The organism is Clostridium massiliamazoniense (genome assembly GCF_001403635.1).
Classification (GTDB): domain Bacteria; phylum Bacillota; class Clostridia; order Clostridiales; family Clostridiaceae; genus Sarcina; species Sarcina massiliamazoniense.
In genome coordinates this window covers 1,792,866-1,811,893 of sequence record NZ_LN879468.1, presented here as the reverse complement: position 1 = coordinate 1,811,893, position 19,028 = coordinate 1,792,866, and the positions used below count along the sequence as shown (strand labels likewise).

Here is a 19,028-nt window from a genome sequence, read left to right as displayed (position 1 = left end):
TTAACAACAAGAAATATAAAAAAAGCTAGAGAAGTATTGCTTCTTTAGCTTTTTTTTATGTAGAAATTACTTTTCAATTAATTCACTAGAATTTCTATAGTTTTTGAATTTAGAAAAACCACCTTCAAGGTGATATAAGTCAGAGAAACCGTTGTTTTCAAGGATTTCTGAAGCTTGAACACTTCTAAAACCTTTTTCACAGTAAACTAATACTGGTTTATCTTCATATTCTATTATGTCATCATCACTTATAGCTAATTTAGCTAAAGGTAGTGAGTAAGCTCCTTTTATATGGCTTTCTTCAAATTCTTCTTTTGTTCTAACATCTAATATAAATAAATCTTTTTCAGATTTTATAAGTTCACAAACTTCATTTAATTCTAAGTTTTTCAAACTTAGCACCTCCATTTAAAAGTAAAATTAATTTTAAAAATATTTATTATGTTAATTGTAACATTAAAAAAATTTTTGTGTTAAAAGTATTTCGATTTAGAAGAAAAAAGATAATTAATTATATACAAAGGAAGAGCCATTTAAGCAGATTTGAATAATTTTTTGAAGTAATAGGGAAGGGATAAAGATTATATATTTTAGGTTATTTAAAGGAGTAAAGTATTATAGAGATTAACAAGGAGAGAAGAGCAAAAAGTAATTGTTAAAATTATTTTATTATGATAAAAAGCATTATATAGGTGAAAACTTATTGAAAAAGTCATATTAATTTCATATAATTAATTTAAGATAGATAAGGTAAAGTGTTGAGTTTATTACATTTATGGTTATTGAACAGCAAAATAAGATTTAATTCAGTTGTGGTTTTTAAGTGAAATTTTTAAATAATTGATTTGTTTAAAAAATTTACTTATGTAAGCAAGTCTTTATAATCTACTGCTGAATTTTATTTTTTTAAGTTTAATAATAAAGTATGTAATTTGGAAGAAAGCAAAGCCAAGTAAATATATACTTGTAATTAAGTAAAATTATCTAGTGATAGCACAAGTAATATTTTTGTATTATCTGATAAAATAAAGATTGTAGGAGATGGTAAGAGATGGCGACTTCAATTAAAGACGTTGCTAAAGAAGCAGGGGTTTCAATAGCAACGGTATCAAGAGTACTTAATGATATAGACGTTGTAAATGAAGAAACTAAAAAAAAGGTTTTAGAAGCTATAGAAAAATTAGGATATAGACCTAATATAGTAGCAAGAAGTTTAAAAACTCAAAGAACTAGAACTATAGGAGTAGTTGTACCTGATATATCAAGTCAATTATATCCTGAAATAGTTAGAGGTGCTGAGGATGTTGCAAACATATACAAATATAATGTAATGCTTTGTAATTCAGATTTTGATTTAGAGAAAGAAAAAGAGTATTTAAGAGTACTTAAGGAAAAAATGGTTGATGGTGTAATTTATATGAGTTCATCACTAGAAGAAGATACTTTAAATCTTATAAATGAGTTAGATATAAAGACAATTCTTGTTGAAACAAGTGATAAAGAAGGAGCACTACCAAGTGTTACAATAGATAATGTTAAAGCTAGTTATGATGCCACAAAGTATGTTATAGATAAGGGAAGAAAAAATATTGCATTTATAGGAATTGAAAAAGGTGAAAAAAATGCTTGGGGAATGAGATTTGAAGGTTATGAAAAGGCTTTAAAAGATAATAATTTAGAGTACAAAAAATCTATGTGTTACTTTAAAAACTTAAAACATAAAAGTGGTTATGAAGGAATTAAAGAAATCCTAAATAGAGGAGAAAAAGTAGACGGAGTTGTTTGTGCTTCAGATGAGATAGCTATGGGAGTAATCAATGCACTAAGAGAAGAGGGCCTTAGAGTTCCAGAAGATGTTTCAGTTATTGGATTTAATAACATTGAATTATCTAAGAACTTCTACCCAAGAATAACAACTATAGCACAACCAATGTATGATATGGGTTCAGTTGCTATGAGAATGTTAATAAAATTATTAGGCAATCAAGAACTTGATAAGGGATACTTTGAATTACCTTATGAACTTATAGAAAGAGAAAGTTGCTAAATTTTTAGTAATAAATAGAGTTAATTAAACTAGAAAAAGGAATGCTTTTTCTAGTTTTTTTTTGAGTATATTAATAAATGGCAAATTAATTGCTAATAAATTGAAACTAAAGCTAATTTTATAAATTAATTTGATATTATATAAGTAAGAAATTATGAAGAATTAAAATCAAATGAAAAGGTTATTAAGGGGGCGTTAAGATGAAAAATGTAAAGACAGCTAATTTAATGAATAGGTGTTTACAGGGGAAGATGTCGATTAAAGAGCATTTTAGTGTAGTTTTTAATTTATTTAAGACCAATTTAAAGGATATTTTTACAATAGGATTTTTATTTGCTTTACCTATAGCTTTAATGACAATGATAGGCTTTAGGGGGATAATAGGTAATTTGATTAATATATTCTGTACAGCAATTTCTATGGCTGCTATTACTATTTTAATTGATAGAAGGGCAAAAGGTGAAGATATAGGGTGGAAAGATGCTATTAAAAAGACTTTCAATAATCCAATGTTAGCTATAAGTGCATTTTTAATGCAAAGTTTATTAATAAATGTTGTAACTATGTTTGGTGGTGGATTTATAGCTACGCTTTTTGGGAGTCTCGTAATGTTAAATATACAATTTGCTGTGTTATCAGGTATGGACATGATTGGAAGTACAAAAGCAAGCTTTAGCATTGTTTCAAAAAATCTAGTTGATGTTTTAATAAAAAATATATTATTAAACTTTGTCATTTCTCTTCCAACAGCTTTAGTAATGTCTTTAATTACTAGGTTAACAGGAGTAAAGCAATTAAATCAAGGTTCTTTTGCTATTGTTTTATTAGTGTCAGGAATACTTACAACAATAAGTGTAATAGCGTCAGTGGTATTTTATTATAATTTACCTACTGTGAACAATACTAGGGCATAGTAAAATTAAAAAGTTTGGTATTTAAATTAGGACTATATTAAAAAAGAATATGGTTCTAATTTTTTTTATAATAAACTTAGTGTATAACACACTAGAAAAAAAAGGGGGACAAGTTATGGATAAACAAAAGGAGCTTGGGGAAGGTTCCGTTATAAAATTACTTACAAAATATTCAGTACCAGCTATTATAGCTATGATGGTTAATTCTCTTTATACAATTATTGATAGGATGTTTATAGGCCGTATTCCAGGTGTAGGTTCAATAGCTATGAGTGGAGTTGGTATAACTATGCCAATTGTCTATATTGTTTTAGGTTTAGGAATGTTAGTTGGAGTTGGGACAGCAGCATCTATATCAATTAAATTAGGTCAGGGGAAAAAGAAGGTTGCTGAAAAGTTATTAGGAAATGCTTTGACTTTATCTTTAATTATTAGTGTTATAGTTACTATTTTAGGAATTATGTTTTCAAAGAATATTTTATTATTATTTGGTGCAAGTAGCAGTGTCATAGGCTATGCTGACCAATTTATAAAAATCATATTAATTGGAACTGTATTTAATTTAGTTGGTTTTTCATTAAATCAAAGTATTAGGTCAGATGGAAGTCCTAAGGTAGCTATGACAACAATGCTTATAGGATGTGGATTAAACATAGCTTTAGATCCATTATTTATATTTGTTTTTAAATGGGGAATACAAGGTGCTGCATTGGCAACAATTTTATCTCAAGCTGTATCAGCAGTATGTGTATTATATTATTTTACAAAGGGTTCATCAAATTTAAAAATAAAAAAGGAAACTTTAAAATTAGAAAAGCCTTTAGTACTTGGTATATTTGCTATAGGAATGGCACCATGTGCTATGCAAATGGCAGCAAGTCTTGTTCAAGTTGTATCTAACAGAGCTTTAATAACTTATGGTGGAGATTTAGCAGCTGGAGTTATGGCTATAATATCATCAGTAGGAATGATATTTTTGATGCCTATCTTTGGAATGAATCAAGGTTCACAGCCTATAATTGGTTATAATTATGGAGCAAAAAAATATAAAAGAGTAAAGCAAACACTTATTTATGCAATTATAGCAGCTACTATTGTAGTAGCAGTTGGAGGAATATTAATTCAGCTATTCCCAGACATAGCTATAAAAATGTTTAATGACGACCCAAAGTTAATAGAAATAGGAGTAAGTGGTATAAAAATATATCTAGCAATGCTTCCTATAATAGGGTTCCAAGCAATAAGCACAAACTATTTCCAAGCTGTTGGGAAAGCAAAGACATCAATGTTTTTAAGTCTTTTAAGACAAGTTATATTATTGATTCCATTGTTAATAATATTACCAAAGTATTTTGGATTAACAGGTGTATGGCTTGCAGGACCAACTTCAGATTTACTTTCATCAATAATAACAGCAATTTTTATAACAAGAGAAATGAATTTATTAGAAGGTGTAGAAAAGGAGGAATTAGTAGCTTAATAAAAATAAAGGTGATGTGTCTTAACTAAAGATACATCACCTTTTTTCTATATAATTGAATGTAATAATAAAGTGAGAAAAATTCCTCATTTTAAATTTTCAATTCTATATTATTCCTTCTTCTTTTAGTACTAATTCTAATTCCTTTACTTTTTCAGTTAGAGATACAAACTTTTCCTTAAGTAAATCAGTTGATACATTTTCATTATCAATGCTACTTTCTAGGTCTTCAATTGTTTTAATAGCATCATCTATATCTGCTTGAGCTAGCTTTAATTTGTTTTCGTCCATCTTTTAATCTCCTTTGATAGTTAAACTTAAATTAAATTACTATTTTATTTTATGTTATCACTACTAATTAGAGAGTGCAAGGCATATATTATACAAAAAGAAAACATGTTAAGGAGATTTAAAATGATAAATTACATATGGTTTGGAATTATAGTGATTGGTGTAATAGTCGGGCTCTTTACAGGACAAGGTCCTACTATATCAAATGGAATTATGGCATCAGCAGAAGGCACAACAAAATTCATAATTTCCTTGGTCGGAATGATGTGTTTTTGGTGTGGAGTAATGAAAATAGCAGAAAAAAGTGGATTAACTTCAAAATTAGCTAAGGTGCTGAAACCTATATTGAAGCTTCTTTTCAAGGATGCAGGAAAGAGTGACGAAGCTTTAGGGGCTATTGTTATGAATTTAACTGCAAATATGTTTGGATTAGCTAATGCGGCAACCCCCTTTGGAATAAAAGCAATGGAGGAACTAGATAAGATAAATAATGAAAAGGGAAGAGCATCTAATGATATGGCTTTATTTCTAGTGATGAATGCTGCATGTATTCAATTTATTCCATCAACAATTATAGCAATAAGAGCTGCAGCAGGATCAAGTACTCCAGCATCTATAGTACCAGCAGCTATAATATCAACTGCTGTAGCAGCACTTTCTGGAATAATAATATGTAAAATACTACAAAAATATTTTTAGGAGAGGAAATATGAATTATATTACTAACAGTTTAATACCAATAATATTAGTTATTATAGTTTTTTATGGAATGATAAAGGGAAAAAAGGTTTATGAATGGTTTTTAGAGGGAGCGAAAGAAGGGTTATCTGTTTGTATGAGAATATTTCCATCTCTATTGGCTATGTTAGTTGCTGTAAGAATACTTAGAGATTCTAATGTATTAGGATATATAAATAACTTTTTAGAACCTATTGTTGGATTAATAGGGTTACCAGCACAATTAGTTCCATTAGTTTTAATAAAGCCTTTGTCTGGAAGTGGAGCTTTAGGAATATTTACAGATATACTAAATACAGTAGGACCTGACACTAGAACTGGGTTAATTGCTTCTGTTTTAATGGGAACTACAGAAACTATTTTTTATACCATAACAATTTATTTTGGAGCAGTGGGAATAAAAAAAATAAGACATACTCTTTGGACTGCAATAATGGCTGATATGATTGCTTTGATAATGGCAATAACAATGGTAGGAGTTTTCTTTAATAAATAAAAAACTGCCTCAAAGTGAGAGTAATTTCACTTTGAGGCAGTATTCTACTTAATAATTAATGTGTAAAACCAAATGCTCCAGTTCTTTCTCTTTTATTGCTTAATTCATCAACGGCAGTTTTAAAATCTGATAAAAATGATTCAGCAAGGTTTTTACCCATATCAGCTCTACAAACTATACGTTGTATTAAAGTTTCTTCAAGATTAGCTGGAAGTGGGTAAGCAGGTACTTGCCATCCTCTCATTAATAATCTGTCAGCTAAATCATATAGAGTCCAATTTACATTGGCATCATCTTTTAGTTTATAACAAACTATAGGAAGATTTTCTCCATCATTATATATTTCAAACAAGTCTAATTTTTCAATTTCTCTAGATAAAAACATTGCAACATCCTTGGTTCTTTCATGAATTCTTTTATATCCATTAAATCCAAAACGAACAAAGTTATAATATTGACCAATGATTTGACTAGCAGATCTAGAGAAGTTTATAGCTATGGTTGGTAGTTTACCACCTAGATAACTAACTTCAAATATTAATTCTTCAGGTAGGAATTTTCTATCTCTCCAAATTACCCAACCTATTCCTGGATAAACTAGTCCATATTTATGACCAGATGTACTTATTGAAATAACATTATTTAATCTGAAATCCCAAGGTAATTCAGGGTTAACAAATGGAGTAAATAATCCACCTGAAGCAGCATCTATATGAAGGTATAATTTTTGCTCATGAGTTTTATTAAATTCTTCACAGATTTTATCTAAGGCTTCTATATCGTCAAATTTCCCAGTATAAGTTATTCCAAGAAGTCCTACTATACCTATAGTATAATCATCTACATAATCTAAAACATGTTCAGTATCTATACACATATTGTCTTTAGTCATAGGAATTTCTCTTAATTCAATATCTAGATAAACACAAAGTTTTTCCCAACAAACTTGAAAACCAGAAGTTATTATTAAATTAGGTTTTTGTTTTGTTAAATCAAGACCTAATTTTTCAGCTCTATGTCTCCAAGCAAATTTCATTGCCATTCCTCCAAGCATACAAGCTTCGGAAGAGCCTACAGTAGAAGTACCTATGTAATTTTCAGATTTATTAGCATTCCACAAGTCAGCAACTATATCTACACATCTTTGTTCAATAGCAGCAGTTTGTGCATATTCAGATTTATCTATGGCATTTTTATCGAAAGTTTCTGACATTATTTTTGTAGCTTCATCTTCCATATAAGTTTGACAGAAGGTAGCTAGATTTAATCTAGAATTTCCTTCATTTAATAGCTCATCCTTTATTAATCTATAGGCTATTTGAGGATTCATAGAATCATTATTTAGTTTTTCTTTAGGTAATGAAATATCACTTTCAAAGCTCCCGAATATAGGTGTTGATGATATATTTTTGATTTCAATTTCTAAATTATCTTCTGTAAACATAAAAATTCCTCCTAAAAGTAAGTTTGTTTCAAAATATTTTTAAAACTTAGAGAAAGAGCTAGAATTAAAGCGTTTCTCTCTAGGGGTAATTTAATTAATAGGAAAAGTCAATATAGGCTTCCTCTAGTAATTAAACTTGAATTATTAGTTAGATGTATTAAAAGTAAAATATATTTTAAATTATATAATTATAAAAAACTTTTACAAATTGATTTAAATAGTAAAATATAAGAAAAATAAATTTAAAGTATAAAAGTTATTAACTTATAGGCAGAATCATTATGATTTTATTTGAGAAATAATGAATAAAAAATTATATAAAGAATATAGGTAAAAGATTGCTAAGGAAAGTTCTAGCGTTTGTTAATTAAGTATAAAAATATAAATAAATATTTAACAAATAAGAAGGTAGATATAATCACAAGGAAAAGGTTTTCTTAATTTTTTTTAAATAAATAAAAAAGAATAAGTTACGTATTATGTTACGAAAAACAAAAAAATATAAATATTCTGAAAATTCGACAAAATATAATTGACCTTAAATAAAAAAGTATGTTAAAATATTATCAAAGATTAAATTAATTTTAATAAAAAAAGAATTTATGACAATTAAATTTGTTACTTAGCAAAATTATTATTGCATTTTATAGAATAAATTTTAAGAAAGGGGTTATATTTTTGATATTTCTATAATATTAAATTTATAACTAAAAAGGTGGTATTTTTTATGACGGTGAAAAAAGTTACAAATATAGAAGAATTAAATGCAAAATTTGAAGAAGTAAGAGCAGCTCAAAAAGAATTTGCTACCTTTACTCAAGAGCAAGTTGATAAAATATTTAAAGCAGCAGCTATGGCAGCAAACCAAGCTAGAATTACTTTAGCTAAACAAGCAGTAGCTGAATCAGGAATGGGTATTGTTGAGGATAAAATCATCAAGAACCAATTTGCATCAGAATATATATACAATAAGTATAAAGATGAGAAAACTTGTGGAGTTATAGAAAAGGATGAAGCTTTTGGCTTAACAAAAATAGCTGAACCAATAGGGGTTGTAGCAGCTATAGTACCAACTACAAATCCAACTTCAACAGCTATATTTAAAGCTTTAATATCTCTTAAAACAAGAAACGGAATAATCTTCTCACCACACCCAAGAGCAAAAGGAGCTACAATAGCAGCAGCTAAGGTTGTTTTAGATGCAGCAGTAGCAGCAGGTGCTCCAAAGGGAATTATCGGATGGATAGATGAGCCATCAATAGAATTATCACAAATAGTAATGGCAGAAGCTGATATTATATTAGCAACTGGTGGACCAGGAATGGTTAAAGCTGCATACTCATCAGGAAAACCAGCAATCGGTGTTGGAGCAGGTAATACACCAGCTATATTTGATTCAAGCTGTGACGTAAAAATGGCTGTAAGTTCAGTTTTATTATCAAAAACTTTTGATAACGGAGTAATCTGTGCTTCAGAGCAATCAATATTAGTAGATGAGTCAATTTATAACGAAGTTAGAAAAGAATTAGAATATAGAGGAGCTTACATTTTAAAACCAGCAGAAGTTGAAAAAGTAAGAAAAACTATTTTAATAAACGGTGCTTTAAATGCTAAAATAGTTGGACAACCAGCTCATAAAATAGCTGAATTAGCTGGAGTAAAAGTTCCTGTAACTGCTAAAGTTTTAGTAGGAGAAGTTACTTCAGTAGAATTAGAAGAAGAATTCTCACATGAAAAATTATCACCAGTTTTAGCTATGTACAAAACTAAGAACTTTGATGAAGCTTTAAGAAAAGCTGAAAGATTAGTAGAATTAGGTGGATATGGACATACTTCAGTTTTATATGTAGATACAAGACAGTGTCCAGAAAAGGTTGCTAAATTTAGTGCAGCAATGAAAACAGGAAGAACATTAATAAACACTCCATCAACTCAAGGTGGTATAGGTGATTTATATAACTTTAAATTAGCTCCATCATTAACACTTGGATGCGGATCATGGGGAGGAAACTCAGTTTCAGAAAACGTTGGTCCAAAACATCTTATAAACATCAAGAGTGTTGCTGAGAGGAGAGAAAATATGCTTTGGTTTAGAGTTCCAGAAAAAGTTTACTTCAAGTACGGTTCATTAGGAGTAGGTTTAAAAGATCTTAAAGAAGAAGGTAGAAAGAAAGCATTTATCGTAACTGATAGCGTTTTAGCATCATTAGGATATGTAGATAAAATAACTAAGACTTTAGATGAAATAGGAATGGATTATAGAATATTCAGTTCTGTAACACCAGACCCAACATTATCAGTAGCTAAAAAAGGTGCTGAATTAATGAGAGAGTACGAACCAGATGCTATAATAGCACTAGGTGGTGGATCACCAATGGATGCTGCTAAGATTATGTGGGTTATGTACGAGCATCCAGAAGTTGAATTTGAAGATTTAGCAATGAACTTCGTTGACATAAGAAAGAGAATATACAAATTCCCTAAAATGGGAGAAAAGGCTACATTAGTATGTGTGTCAACATCAGCAGGTACTGGTTCAGAGGTAACACCTTTTGCAATCATAACTGATGATGCAATAAACAAAAAGTATCCATTAGCAGATTATGAGTTACTTCCAAAAATGGCTATCATTGATGCTGAATTAATGATGAACATGCCAAAAGGATTAACTGCTGCATCAGGAGTTGACGTATTAACTCATGCAATAGAAGCTTATGTATCAGTAATGGCTACTGATATGACAAATGGTATGGCTTTAGAAGCTATAAAAACAGTATTTGAATACTTACCAAGAGCTTATGAAAACGGAACAACTGATGTTGAAGCTAGAGAAAAAATGGCTCATGCATCAACAATGGCTGGTATAGCATTTGCAAATGCATTCCTAGGAGTATGTCACTCAATGGCACATAAATTAGGATCAAACCATCATGTTATTCATGGTATGGCTAACGCTATGTTATTAAACCATACAATTAGATTCAATGCTACTGATACACCAACTAAACAAGCTGCATTCTCACAATATAAATATCCAAACGCTAAGAGAAGATATGCTCATATAGCTGAATATATTGGATTAAAAGGTAAGAATGATGATGAATTAGTAGATGCATTAATGAAAGCAATTTCTGAATTAAATGCAAGAGTTAATATACCAAAATCAATAGCTGAATATGGTGTAAGTAAAGAAGCATTCTATGCTTCATTAGATAAAATGGCTGAGGATGCATTTGATGACCAATGTACAGGTGCAAACCCAAGATACCCATTAATAAGTGAAGTTAAACAAATGTACATCAATGCATTTGAAGGAACAGTTAAAAAATTCTAATAAGAATTATAAAAAGTTCTAATGAAGAATCCCAAGCTTAGGCTTGGGGTTTTTTTATTAAAAATAATAATTTTCATCATAATATGCTTACTTAGAAGTTAAAGGAGTTTCTTTACTATTGTTGTGATATAATTAGTAGTAATAACACAGATTAGGAGGAAATGTCTATGGATAATAAAGTATTCAAAGGTAATAGAAAAAGATTTATTGACATGATAGAGGATAATTCAATTGCAGTATTTTTAGCTGGGGAGGCTAAGTTTAAGAGTGCTGATGAAAAGTATCCTTTTACACCTAATAGAAACTTTTATTACTTAACAGGTATAGATGAAGAAAAAGACATTCTTTTAATGTCAAAGATAAATGGTGAAGTGGATGTTAAATTATTCATTCAAGAACCTGATGAATTTATGGCTAAGTGGGTTGGGGCAACTTACACTGATGAAGAAGCAGAAGAGTTATCTGCTATAGAAAATATAGATTATTTAGGTTCATTTGATGTTGAATTAAATAGATTATTAACATCAGGAGATGTTGAAAATATTTATTTAGATTTAGAGAGAAGAGCATATAATGAGGAAGATAGACCTGCTCAAAAATTTGCTAGAAATATAAGTAAGAGATATTTAAATATAAATATTAAAGATGCTTATGGATTAGTTTCAGAATTAAGACTTGTTAAATCTAAAGAAGAAATTGCTGAAATGCAAAAAGCTATGGATATAACAAAGGATGCTGTAGAATATTTAATGACTAACTGTAAAGCTGGAATAACAGAAGGTGCTTTAGAGGCTTATTATGACTTCTATATAAAGCAACAAGGTGTTAAGGATAGAGCCTTTAATACTATAGCAGCAGCTGGTAAAAATGCAGCTATACTTCATTATGTAGAAAATAATTGTGAGCTTAAAGATGGAGAATTAATTCTTTTTGATTTAGGAGCACAATGGAATTATTATAATGCAGATATATCAAGAACATTCCCTATAAATGGTAAGTTTTCAAAAAGACAAAGAGAAGTTTATGAGGAAGTTTTAAAGGTGAATGAAGCAGTTATAGAAGCTATAAAGCCAGGAGTAATGGTAAAAGACCTTAATGATTTAGCTAATGACATGTTAGGAGAAGCTTGTGTTAGACTTGGATTAATAGAAGACAAATCAGAATTTAGAAAATATTATTTCCACTCAATAGGACATAGCTTAGGTTTAGATACACATGATGTTGGAAAAAGAAATGTAGAATTAAAACCAGGAATGGTTTGGACTGTAGAACCAGGTTTATATATTGAAGAAGAAGGCATTGGTATAAGAATAGAAGATGATGTTTTAGTAACTGAAACAGGAAGAGAAGTATTAACTAAAGATGCTATTAAGTCTGTAGAAGATATTGAAAAGTTCATGAAAAGATAATAAGTTTATAAAAAAAGGCTGTTTTTAACAGCCTTTTTTATATTTAGAAATAAAATTATTGAACACTTGAGTGAGAATTTCTTGTTCCTATAGTAGGTGTTCCATAATTAGTTACTGTGATACCTAATTCTCTATTAGTGGTATAATATGAATTTGCTACTTTACTACCTGAATCATATGAAGAACCAGCTTTACTTTCAACAAGTTTTATATTGCTATTTGCTGAAGAACGTCCATTTACAGCTTTCATGTTTCCGCTTAAAGAAGATGATGAAGCCATTGAATAAAAAGAACCATTTCTAGCTCCTACCAACTTATTAACAGGTCTAGCTTGAGTTATAGCAGGAAAAGCTAATAAAGGTGATGCTATAATTTTTTTAGATTTTACATTTAAAAAACGCCTTTCATAATAAATTATTTCATTTACATTTTAATATTAAATATTTATATAAAAATATAAAACGTTAAATAAATGTAATAATATAGAAAAAATGTAATAAAAATAATAAAATATTATGTAAGGGGGGGAAGAAATGAAAAAAAGAAAATCCATAATAATTTTTTTTATAATATCTTATACTATAACAATTTTAACTTTTTCAGTAGGAATTTCAGCTATAAACTCACAAAAGTTAAAAATTAAAAAGGGAAGTGCAGAATATAATAGAAGTATTGTCTTTGAGGTTAAAGAAAATGTAGAAGATATAAAGGAAATAAATTCGGAAGATATTATTGCTATATTGGAAAAAAACAATATTTCTACAATATTAAAAAGATATAAAGATGATGGAATAGCAGTAGAAACATATTTAACAATTAATGGTGAATTTTATAAAGAAGATATGAAAAATGGTGAATATTTTACAAGGGAAGATTTTAAATCAAATAAAAATAAAGCTGTTTTTTCTAATACTTTTATAGGCGAAAAAGCTATTGATTTAGTAAAAGATAATGGAGAAATAGAAACAATTAAATTTACTAATGCAGAAATCTCTTATGAGAAGGAAGCTAAAATGACTATACCAGTGGCTATGTTTAAAAGGTTTAAGGGCGGTATAAATTTTAATGATATGGGCTTACAACTTATAATTAACGGAGAAAAGGTAGAGTTAGAAAAAACAATAAATGAAATAAAGAGTTATATTGAAACAAATAATAAAAATCATACTGTTTCTGTATACGATTATATGACATTTGATAGGGATGAAGAATGGGGGGCGCTTGTAAGAACTACAATATTAATAATTTTTGTAACTTTAATAAATTCAATAGGAATAGCTTATTTATGGATTGAGAGTAGAAAAAAAGAAATAGTTCTAAGAAAGGTAGTAGGAGCTTTAAATTTTGATGTAACAAAAATATTTTTTCTTGAATTATTTAAAATAGCTATTATATCAATGTTTACCGCTATAGTATCACAATTTATAATTTCATTTTTAACTGGTGGATATATTTTAGATATGAATATAAAAATGAGTTTTATAAATATAATAGCATCTTTTGTAATAACTATAGGAACAACTTTAATAACATCAATACCATTTCTTATTTATCTAATGAAGATACAACCAGTAGAAATGCTTAGGGAGGAATAGTGATGTTTAGTGGAATAAAAAGAGTGAAAAAAATGGGAGCAATAGCCTTTTTAATGATAGTACAACTAAGTATTGGACTAACTATGATAAATACAAGTGGTAAGTTGTTTGAGGAATCGCAAACTAGAAAAAAGGGAATTGATGATTTATTTAATGTGGAAAATTCGCTTATGTTTAGAATAGTTCCATCAGTGGGATTGGAAAAAGGAAATTTATTTAGAGCATGGTTAGATGGCAATAAGGCAGAAAGTGTTTTTAATGAAATGAAGGAATTAGGATTAATAAGTAAAAAATTAGTTTATGCACCAGTGCCTAATGTACTTGGAATAGATGAACTAATAGAAAAAATACCTAATAAATATAAAAATTTATCAAAAATACAAAAAGAGGATTATACAAGTAATATTTTAATAAATAAAGAATTTTATAAACATTATGATTTGAAAATAAGTAGCGGAAGAAATTTTAAAGATAGTGACTTTGATTTGGATTATAAAACCACTAATATACCGATTTTATTAGGTAAAGATTTTGAAGGAATATTCGAATTAGGAAAAGTATTTCCGTGGAAGGATATTTCAAATGTTGATGAAGAAAGTTCAAAAAAGAGCGTAGAAGATACTAAATTAGAAGAAGATACTGTAAATTTTGAAGTAGTTGGTTTTTTAGAGAGAAATGCCATACCAACCACAACATTACCAAATCAACAATTTGCAACAAGTATAATTTATAGTGATATTATAGCGATTATTCCAACAGTTAAAGATTTTATTTATTTTACAGATGGAAGAGGTATGGCAGGAACAGGAGTAATTCTTGAATATCCAAAGGGAACAGATGTGAAAAATTTAGAAGAGACATTACAAAAAAAGCTAAGAGCTTATGATTTAAAAGGTGATGAAATAAGTTTAGGAGCAAAAAATTTAATTACAGAAACTTACGATAGAGATGTAAAATCTTCAATAGCACTTGGAGTATTATTGCTTGTACTTTCTATGGTTGGTACAAGTTGTATAATCTTAGGGCAACTAAATAAAAGAAAAAGAGAGTTTGGAATTAAAATTGCCATGGGAGCAACTTTAAAAGATATAAGCAGAGATATAATTATTGAGGTTTTATGTATAGTAATAGCAGCTTCAATTATTTCATTATTTTTAAATTTAAAGGTTGGCATAGGAATAAATATATTAATACTAAACTTATGCTTAGTTACAGTAATGACTATATTAATATCGATTTTTCCTGTAAGAGAGATAAAGAAAATGAATGTTGTAGAGTTAGTAAAAGAAAATTAATGGGGGAGTTTTTATGGAAGTTATAAAGCTTATTGATATAGGAAAAACTTATGGTAAAGGGACTGATGCGGAGACTATTGCTTTAAAAAAGATTAATTTGACTATAAATGAAGGTGATTTTATTTCTATAATGGGGCCATCTGGTTCTGGAAAGTCAACATTATTAAATATTTTAGGGTGTATAGATAATCCAACTGAAGGAAAGTATTATCTAAATAATAAGGAAGTTAGTTTATTAAAAGGAAAAGAGCTTGCAATAATAAGAAATGAGGAAATTGGTTTTGTATTTCAAAATTTTAATTTATTATATGATTATAATTTAATAGATAATATTTCTTTACCATTATCATATTCAAAAAAGAAATTACCTAAAGTAAAAACTGCAATTGATATGTTAGATAAATTAGGTCTCGGAGCACATAAATTAAAAACACCAGATAAACTTTCAGGAGGACAAAAGCAAAGAGTGGCGATAGGTAGAGCTTTAATAAATAATCCAAAGATAATTTTAGCTGATGAACCAACAGGAGCTTTAGATAGAAAAACAGGAATGGAAGTAATGGAAATGCTGAAAAATATAAATAGTGAAGGGAAAACAGTCATAATAATAACTCATGATTATAATATTGCAAAACAATGTAATAAAATAATAAAAATAGAAGATGGAAATTTGAGTAAGACTGAAGAGATAATAGGAAATAGTATTCCAAACATTTAAAATAATAAGAGTAAAATTAATAATAAAGTGTAAACAATATATAACATATATTGTAAAATGAGTATAAAAAGTATATTATATATTAATATAAAGTGAATAGTTGAGAGGTAGAGGCGCAATTTATTAAAAGTATCTTAGTGGAGTTAAGCACTATGAAGCTAAGTGAAAGGAATAGTTGCCGAAGTTATAGAAATAATGCTTTAAGGGTTCTATAGCTGGGGGTGTATATAATATATGCATCACTGTCACAATTTTGTGGAGAGCTATCATCAAGGTGTATTTTAGTATTTTTATATTAATTTAAATTTGATTTTTCAGCCTTAGGTGATTTTTGCCTAGGGCTTTTTATTTACCTCTAAATTAATTCACCAATAATATTTAGGGGGATTTTTTATGAAAAAAAGATTTAGTGTTTTTCTATGTGTATTAATTTTTGGAACTTTATTTCTTTCAACTCAAGCTTTGGCAAGTCAAGAAGTTGCAACTATAAATGCAAGTAAATTTGGTTTTTGGACAGTACTGCCACCTCTTGTTTCTATAGTCTTAGCTTTTGTTACTAAAAATGTAGTAGTATCTTTATTTATTGGAGCTATGGTTGGATGTGTAATGCTTTATATTACCGATAGTAATATTTTAATAGCTCTTATTCAAGGATTTATGGATTTTGTTTCAAGAGCTTTAAATTCTTTAGCTGATCCATGGAATGCTGGAATCATTCTTCAGGTTCTTGTTATTGGAGGAATTATTCATTTAGTAGGTAAGATGGGAGGGGCGAAGGCTGTAGCAGAGGCTCTTGCTAAAAAAGCAAAATCAGTTAAAAGTGTTCAGTTAACTACATTTTTACTAGGTATTGCAGTGTTTTTTGATGATTATGCCAATGCTTTAATTGTTGGACCTATAATGAGACCAGTGGCTGATAAAATGAAAATTTCAAGGGAAAAGCTAGCCTTTGTTATTGATGCTACAGCAGCTCCCATAGCAGGTCTTGCCATTATATCAACTTGGATAGGACTAGAAGTTGGATTAATAGGAGATGCTTTTAATAGTATTGGTCAAAGTGTTGACGCTTTTGGTGTATTTCTTCAAACTATACCTTTTAGATTTTATAATATTTTAATTTTAGCTTTTATAATAATTTCAGCATTAACCCTTAGGGAATTTGGACCAATGTACAAAGCAGAGCAAAATGCTAGAAAAGGAGTTATACATTCTGGAGAAAATAATAAAAGTAAGGTTTATACAGAAGAACTTAATGAAATGATGGATGAACTTGAACCAAAGGAAGGTGTTAAATTAAGCTGTTGGAATGCAATTATACCAATAGGTTCATTAATTATTTTTTCTTTAATTGCCTTTTATTATAGTGGATATTCTTCAATTATGGTTGGGGAAGATGAAGCTTTAAAGGCTATAGTAACTAATTCACCTTTTGGGTTTCAAGCTATTCAGCAAACATTTTCTAATGCTGATGCATCTATAGCTTTATTTCAGTCAGCATTAATTTCAAGTATAATCACCATTGTTTTAGCAGTGTTCAAAAAGATATTCACAGTTTCTGAAGCAATTGAAACTTGGATAGAAGGAATGAAAGGACTTTTAATAACTGGAGTAATATTAATACTTGCATGGTCACTAAGTTCAGTAATTAAAGAACTTGGAACAGCAAAGTATTTAGTAGGTATACTTTCAGGTACAGTTCCTGCTTTTATTCTGCCATCATTAATATTTATTTTAGGTTCGATTATAGCTTTTGCAACAGGAACAGCTTATGGTACTATGGGAATTCTAATGCCTCTTGCAATTCCTCTTGCTTATACTATTTCAAGTGGGGATATGAACCTTGTTATAGTATCAACATCAGCAGTATTAACAGGGGCGATATTTGGAGACCATTGTTCTCCTATTTCAGATACAACCATACTTTCTTCAACAGGAGCAGGTTGTGATCATATAGAGCATGTAAGAACACAAATATGGTATTCAATATTTGTTGGAATAATAGCAATTTTATTTGGTTATATACCAGCAGGACTTGGGCTAAGTCCATTTATATCAATTCCTATAGCAATAGTAGCTATGATAGTATTTATGCTTACATTTGGGAAAAAGGTATTGGTAGAAGAAACGGTGAATTCATCGCATAGAACTATTGTATAATAAAAGTAATTGAAAATAACTATAGCTATTAAATATAATTTAAAAAGCTATAGTTATTTTTTTAGACTTTTAGATTTTTTGTGTTCTTATTGTCGATAGTCTACAATTATCCAATTTAAATACTGTATCACATAGCAAATCAATATCATCTTTGTTGTGACTTGTTATTAATATTATTTTACCTTTACTTTTTAAGCTTAATAAAATATTTCTTATATTATCTACGCTTTCGGAATCTAAACCATTCATAGGTTCATCTAAATAGTATTATATCAGGATCTTCCATTAAAGCTGCTGCAATTCCAGCTTTCTGCTTCATGCCAAGAGAAAAGTTTTTTACCTTTTTATTATCATTAGGATTTAGTCCTACTAGTTTTAAATACTCTTTTATTGTAATTTCATCAATTAAATTATTTATACTGGCTAATAATTTAAGGTTATCGAGAGCTGAATATTGAGGAAGTAACCCAGCTTGATCAAATAATACTCCAATGTTTTCTTTAAATTCACCATTAGCTTTTTTATTATTTATAAGTACTTCACCTTCACTTGGAAAAATAAGACCACTTAATATTTTTATTAGTACACTTTTTCCAGAACCATTAGTACCAATTAATCCATAGATTTTTTTTTCTTCTAATTTAAGGTTTATATTATTTAAAATAGTAGAATCTTTAAATACTTTAGATACATTTTTTAATTCTATAGTTTTTTTAGTCATATATACAATCTCCTTTAATTATCAATTCTTCTAAAGATTTTTTACTTATCAATTTGAATAAGATTAGTACTAATACAATTAGTATTATAAAACCATATATATATTGGTATATAAAATTGTTAGATTGACTTATATTAAGTATATTTCCAGTACCTAATATAGAAAAAATTTGTATAAATTTCATTTTACTAAATAATAGTTCATTTGAAAAAATATAAAAAGCAAGAGTAATTATTAAAGATTTTTTAACATCTTTTAATTTAAGTCTTAAGCAACAACTAATTAAGGCAGTATTGATTAAGTTTAAACTATTTAATATAAATAAGTTTAAGAATAAGTTATTTATATTAATAGTAGATATATTAATTAATTTAAATAAGTAATTTGTA

General features: G+C 28.4%; 17 protein-coding genes and 1 riboswitch. Of the genes, 11 read left to right on the top strand and 6 right to left on the bottom strand.

The window, feature by feature from the left end; all coding sequences use genetic code 11:
* Positions 1-66: 66 nt before the first annotated feature.
* Positions 67-393 carry a rhodanese-like domain-containing protein gene (locus tag ARA19_RS15495; RefSeq protein ID WP_423230612.1) on the bottom strand — a complete coding sequence of 109 codons (327 nt, stop codon included), beginning with the start codon at positions 391-393 and terminating at the stop codon, positions 67-69.
* A 658-nt stretch (positions 394-1,051) separates the two neighbouring features.
* On the opposite strand from ARA19_RS15495, the gene ARA19_RS15490 reads away from it, so the two are divergent.
* The 3 genes from ARA19_RS15490 to ARA19_RS15480 all read left to right on the top strand — a co-directional run bounded on the left by ARA19_RS15490 (position 1,052) and on the right by ARA19_RS15480 (position 4,441).
* The gene (locus ARA19_RS15490; RefSeq protein WP_055071825.1) at positions 1,052-2,047 is read left to right on the top strand and encodes a LacI family DNA-binding transcriptional regulator; all 996 of its coding nucleotides are present in this window, start codon (positions 1,052-1,054) and stop codon (positions 2,045-2,047) included.
* Between the two features lie 200 nt (positions 2,048-2,247).
* Positions 2,248-2,961 (top strand): hypothetical protein, encoded by a 714-nt coding sequence (locus ARA19_RS15485; protein ID WP_055071824.1) that lies wholly within the window; start codon positions 2,248-2,250, stop codon positions 2,959-2,961.
* Between the two features lie 115 nt (positions 2,962-3,076).
* Positions 3,077-4,441, top strand: a complete 1,365-nt coding sequence (locus ARA19_RS15480) for an MATE family efflux transporter (RefSeq protein ID WP_055071823.1) — start codon at positions 3,077-3,079, stop codon at positions 4,439-4,441.
* 105 nt (positions 4,442-4,546) lie between these two features.
* On the opposite strand, the gene ARA19_RS15475 is transcribed toward ARA19_RS15480, so the two are convergent.
* Entirely contained in the window at positions 4,547-4,732 is a 186-nt protein-coding gene (locus ARA19_RS15475) for a hypothetical protein (protein WP_055071822.1), read from the bottom strand.
* 123 nt (positions 4,733-4,855) lie between these two features.
* Here ARA19_RS15475 and ARA19_RS15470 point away from each other — a divergent pair, with 123 nt between their 5' ends.
* Together ARA19_RS15470 and ARA19_RS15465 are read left to right on the top strand one after the other, a co-directional pair.
* Complete coding sequence (locus tag ARA19_RS15470) at positions 4,856-5,431, top strand: nucleoside recognition domain-containing protein (RefSeq protein WP_055071821.1); 576 nt, start codon at positions 4,856-4,858, stop codon at positions 5,429-5,431.
* Between the two features lie 10 nt (positions 5,432-5,441).
* Entirely contained in the window at positions 5,442-5,966 is a 525-nt protein-coding gene (locus ARA19_RS15465; protein ID WP_055071820.1) for a spore maturation protein, read from the top strand.
* Between the two features lie 55 nt (positions 5,967-6,021).
* On the opposite strand, the gene gad is transcribed toward ARA19_RS15465, so the two are convergent.
* Positions 6,022-7,410, bottom strand: coding sequence for a glutamate decarboxylase (gene gad / locus ARA19_RS15460; RefSeq protein ID WP_055071819.1), 1,389 nt, complete (start codon positions 7,408-7,410; stop codon positions 6,022-6,024).
* A gap of 727 nt (positions 7,411-8,137) precedes the next feature.
* On the opposite strand from gad, the gene adhE reads away from it, so the two are divergent.
* Positions 8,138-10,744 carry a bifunctional acetaldehyde-CoA/alcohol dehydrogenase gene (gene adhE / locus ARA19_RS15455; protein ID WP_055071818.1) on the top strand — a complete coding sequence of 869 codons (2,607 nt, stop codon included), beginning with the start codon at positions 8,138-8,140 and terminating at the stop codon, positions 10,742-10,744.
* A gap of 167 nt (positions 10,745-10,911) precedes the next feature.
* A complete protein-coding gene (locus tag ARA19_RS15450; protein ID WP_055071817.1) occupies positions 10,912-12,153 on the top strand; it encodes an aminopeptidase P family protein in 1,242 nt (413 codons plus the stop codon).
* Between the two features lie 55 nt (positions 12,154-12,208).
* Here the strand turns inward: ARA19_RS15450 and ARA19_RS15445 are convergent, their stop codons facing one another.
* Positions 12,209-12,466 (bottom strand): hypothetical protein, encoded by a 258-nt coding sequence (locus ARA19_RS15445; protein ID WP_147574409.1) that lies wholly within the window; start codon positions 12,464-12,466, stop codon positions 12,209-12,211.
* A 220-nt stretch (positions 12,467-12,686) separates the two neighbouring features.
* On the opposite strand from ARA19_RS15445, the gene ARA19_RS15440 reads away from it, so the two are divergent.
* The 4 genes from ARA19_RS15440 (at position 12,687) to ARA19_RS15425 (ending at position 17,918) form a co-directional block, all read left to right on the top strand.
* Positions 12,687-13,748 (top strand): ABC transporter permease, encoded by a 1,062-nt coding sequence (locus tag ARA19_RS15440; protein ID WP_055071815.1) that lies wholly within the window; start codon positions 12,687-12,689, stop codon positions 13,746-13,748.
* A 2-nt stretch (positions 13,749-13,750) separates the two neighbouring features.
* On the top strand, positions 13,751-15,043 hold the full coding sequence (locus ARA19_RS15435) for an FtsX-like permease family protein (RefSeq protein WP_055071814.1): 1,293 nt from the start codon (positions 13,751-13,753) through the stop codon (positions 15,041-15,043).
* A 13-nt stretch (positions 15,044-15,056) separates the two neighbouring features.
* Positions 15,057-15,761, top strand: a complete 705-nt coding sequence (locus ARA19_RS15430; RefSeq protein ID WP_055071813.1) for an ABC transporter ATP-binding protein — start codon at positions 15,057-15,059, stop codon at positions 15,759-15,761.
* A 100-nt stretch (positions 15,762-15,861) separates the two neighbouring features.
* Positions 15,862-16,035, top strand: a riboswitch (Lysine riboswitch).
* Positions 16,036-16,154: 119 nt separating this feature from the next.
* The gene (locus ARA19_RS15425; protein WP_055071812.1) at positions 16,155-17,918 is read left to right on the top strand and encodes a Na+/H+ antiporter NhaC family protein; all 1,764 of its coding nucleotides are present in this window, start codon (positions 16,155-16,157) and stop codon (positions 17,916-17,918) included.
* A gap of 69 nt (positions 17,919-17,987) precedes the next feature.
* Here ARA19_RS15425 and ARA19_RS18205 read toward each other — a convergent pair whose 3' ends face one another.
* Together ARA19_RS18205 and ARA19_RS15420 are read right to left on the bottom strand one after the other, a co-directional pair.
* Positions 17,988-18,167, bottom strand: a complete 180-nt coding sequence (locus tag ARA19_RS18205) for a P-loop NTPase family protein (protein ID WP_341382714.1) — start codon at positions 18,165-18,167, stop codon at positions 17,988-17,990.
* Positions 18,168-18,171: 4 nt separating this feature from the next.
* On the bottom strand, positions 18,172-18,639 hold the full coding sequence (locus tag ARA19_RS15420; RefSeq protein ID WP_341382713.1) for an ATP-binding cassette domain-containing protein: 468 nt from the start codon (positions 18,637-18,639) through the stop codon (positions 18,172-18,174).
* Positions 18,640-19,028: the final 389 nt, after the last annotated feature.

What these genes read in the sequence shown, in the direction of transcription:
- ARA19_RS15465 (WP_055071820.1), top strand. Translation starts at nt 5,442, where the DNA reads ATGAATTATATTACTAACAGTTTAATACCAATAATATTAGTTATTATA.
- gad (WP_055071819.1), bottom strand. Translation starts at nt 7,410, where the DNA reads ATGTTTACAGAAGATAATTTAGAAATTGAAATCAAAAATATATCATCA.
- ARA19_RS15420 (WP_341382713.1), bottom strand. Translation starts at nt 18,639, where the DNA reads ATGACTAAAAAAACTATAGAATTAAAAAATGTATCTAAAGTATTTAAA.
- ARA19_RS15475 (WP_055071822.1), bottom strand. Translation starts at nt 4,732, where the DNA reads ATGGACGAAAACAAATTAAAGCTAGCTCAAGCAGATATAGATGATGCT.
- ARA19_RS15435 (WP_055071814.1), top strand. Translation starts at nt 13,751, where the DNA reads ATGTTTAGTGGAATAAAAAGAGTGAAAAAAATGGGAGCAATAGCCTTT.
- ARA19_RS15485 (WP_055071824.1), top strand. Translation starts at nt 2,248, where the DNA reads ATGAAAAATGTAAAGACAGCTAATTTAATGAATAGGTGTTTACAGGGG.
- ARA19_RS15480 (WP_055071823.1), top strand. Translation starts at nt 3,077, where the DNA reads ATGGATAAACAAAAGGAGCTTGGGGAAGGTTCCGTTATAAAATTACTT.
- ARA19_RS15490 (WP_055071825.1), top strand. Translation starts at nt 1,052, where the DNA reads ATGGCGACTTCAATTAAAGACGTTGCTAAAGAAGCAGGGGTTTCAATA.
- adhE (WP_055071818.1), top strand. Translation starts at nt 8,138, where the DNA reads ATGACGGTGAAAAAAGTTACAAATATAGAAGAATTAAATGCAAAATTT.
- ARA19_RS15450 (WP_055071817.1), top strand. Translation starts at nt 10,912, where the DNA reads ATGGATAATAAAGTATTCAAAGGTAATAGAAAAAGATTTATTGACATG.
- ARA19_RS15425 (WP_055071812.1), top strand. Translation starts at nt 16,155, where the DNA reads ATGAAAAAAAGATTTAGTGTTTTTCTATGTGTATTAATTTTTGGAACT.
- ARA19_RS15470 (WP_055071821.1), top strand. Translation starts at nt 4,856, where the DNA reads ATGATAAATTACATATGGTTTGGAATTATAGTGATTGGTGTAATAGTC.
- ARA19_RS18205 (WP_341382714.1), bottom strand. Translation starts at nt 18,167, where the DNA reads ATGAATGGTTTAGATTCCGAAAGCGTAGATAATATAAGAAATATTTTA.
- ARA19_RS15440 (WP_055071815.1), top strand. Translation starts at nt 12,687, where the DNA reads ATGAAAAAAAGAAAATCCATAATAATTTTTTTTATAATATCTTATACT.
- ARA19_RS15430 (WP_055071813.1), top strand. Translation starts at nt 15,057, where the DNA reads ATGGAAGTTATAAAGCTTATTGATATAGGAAAAACTTATGGTAAAGGG.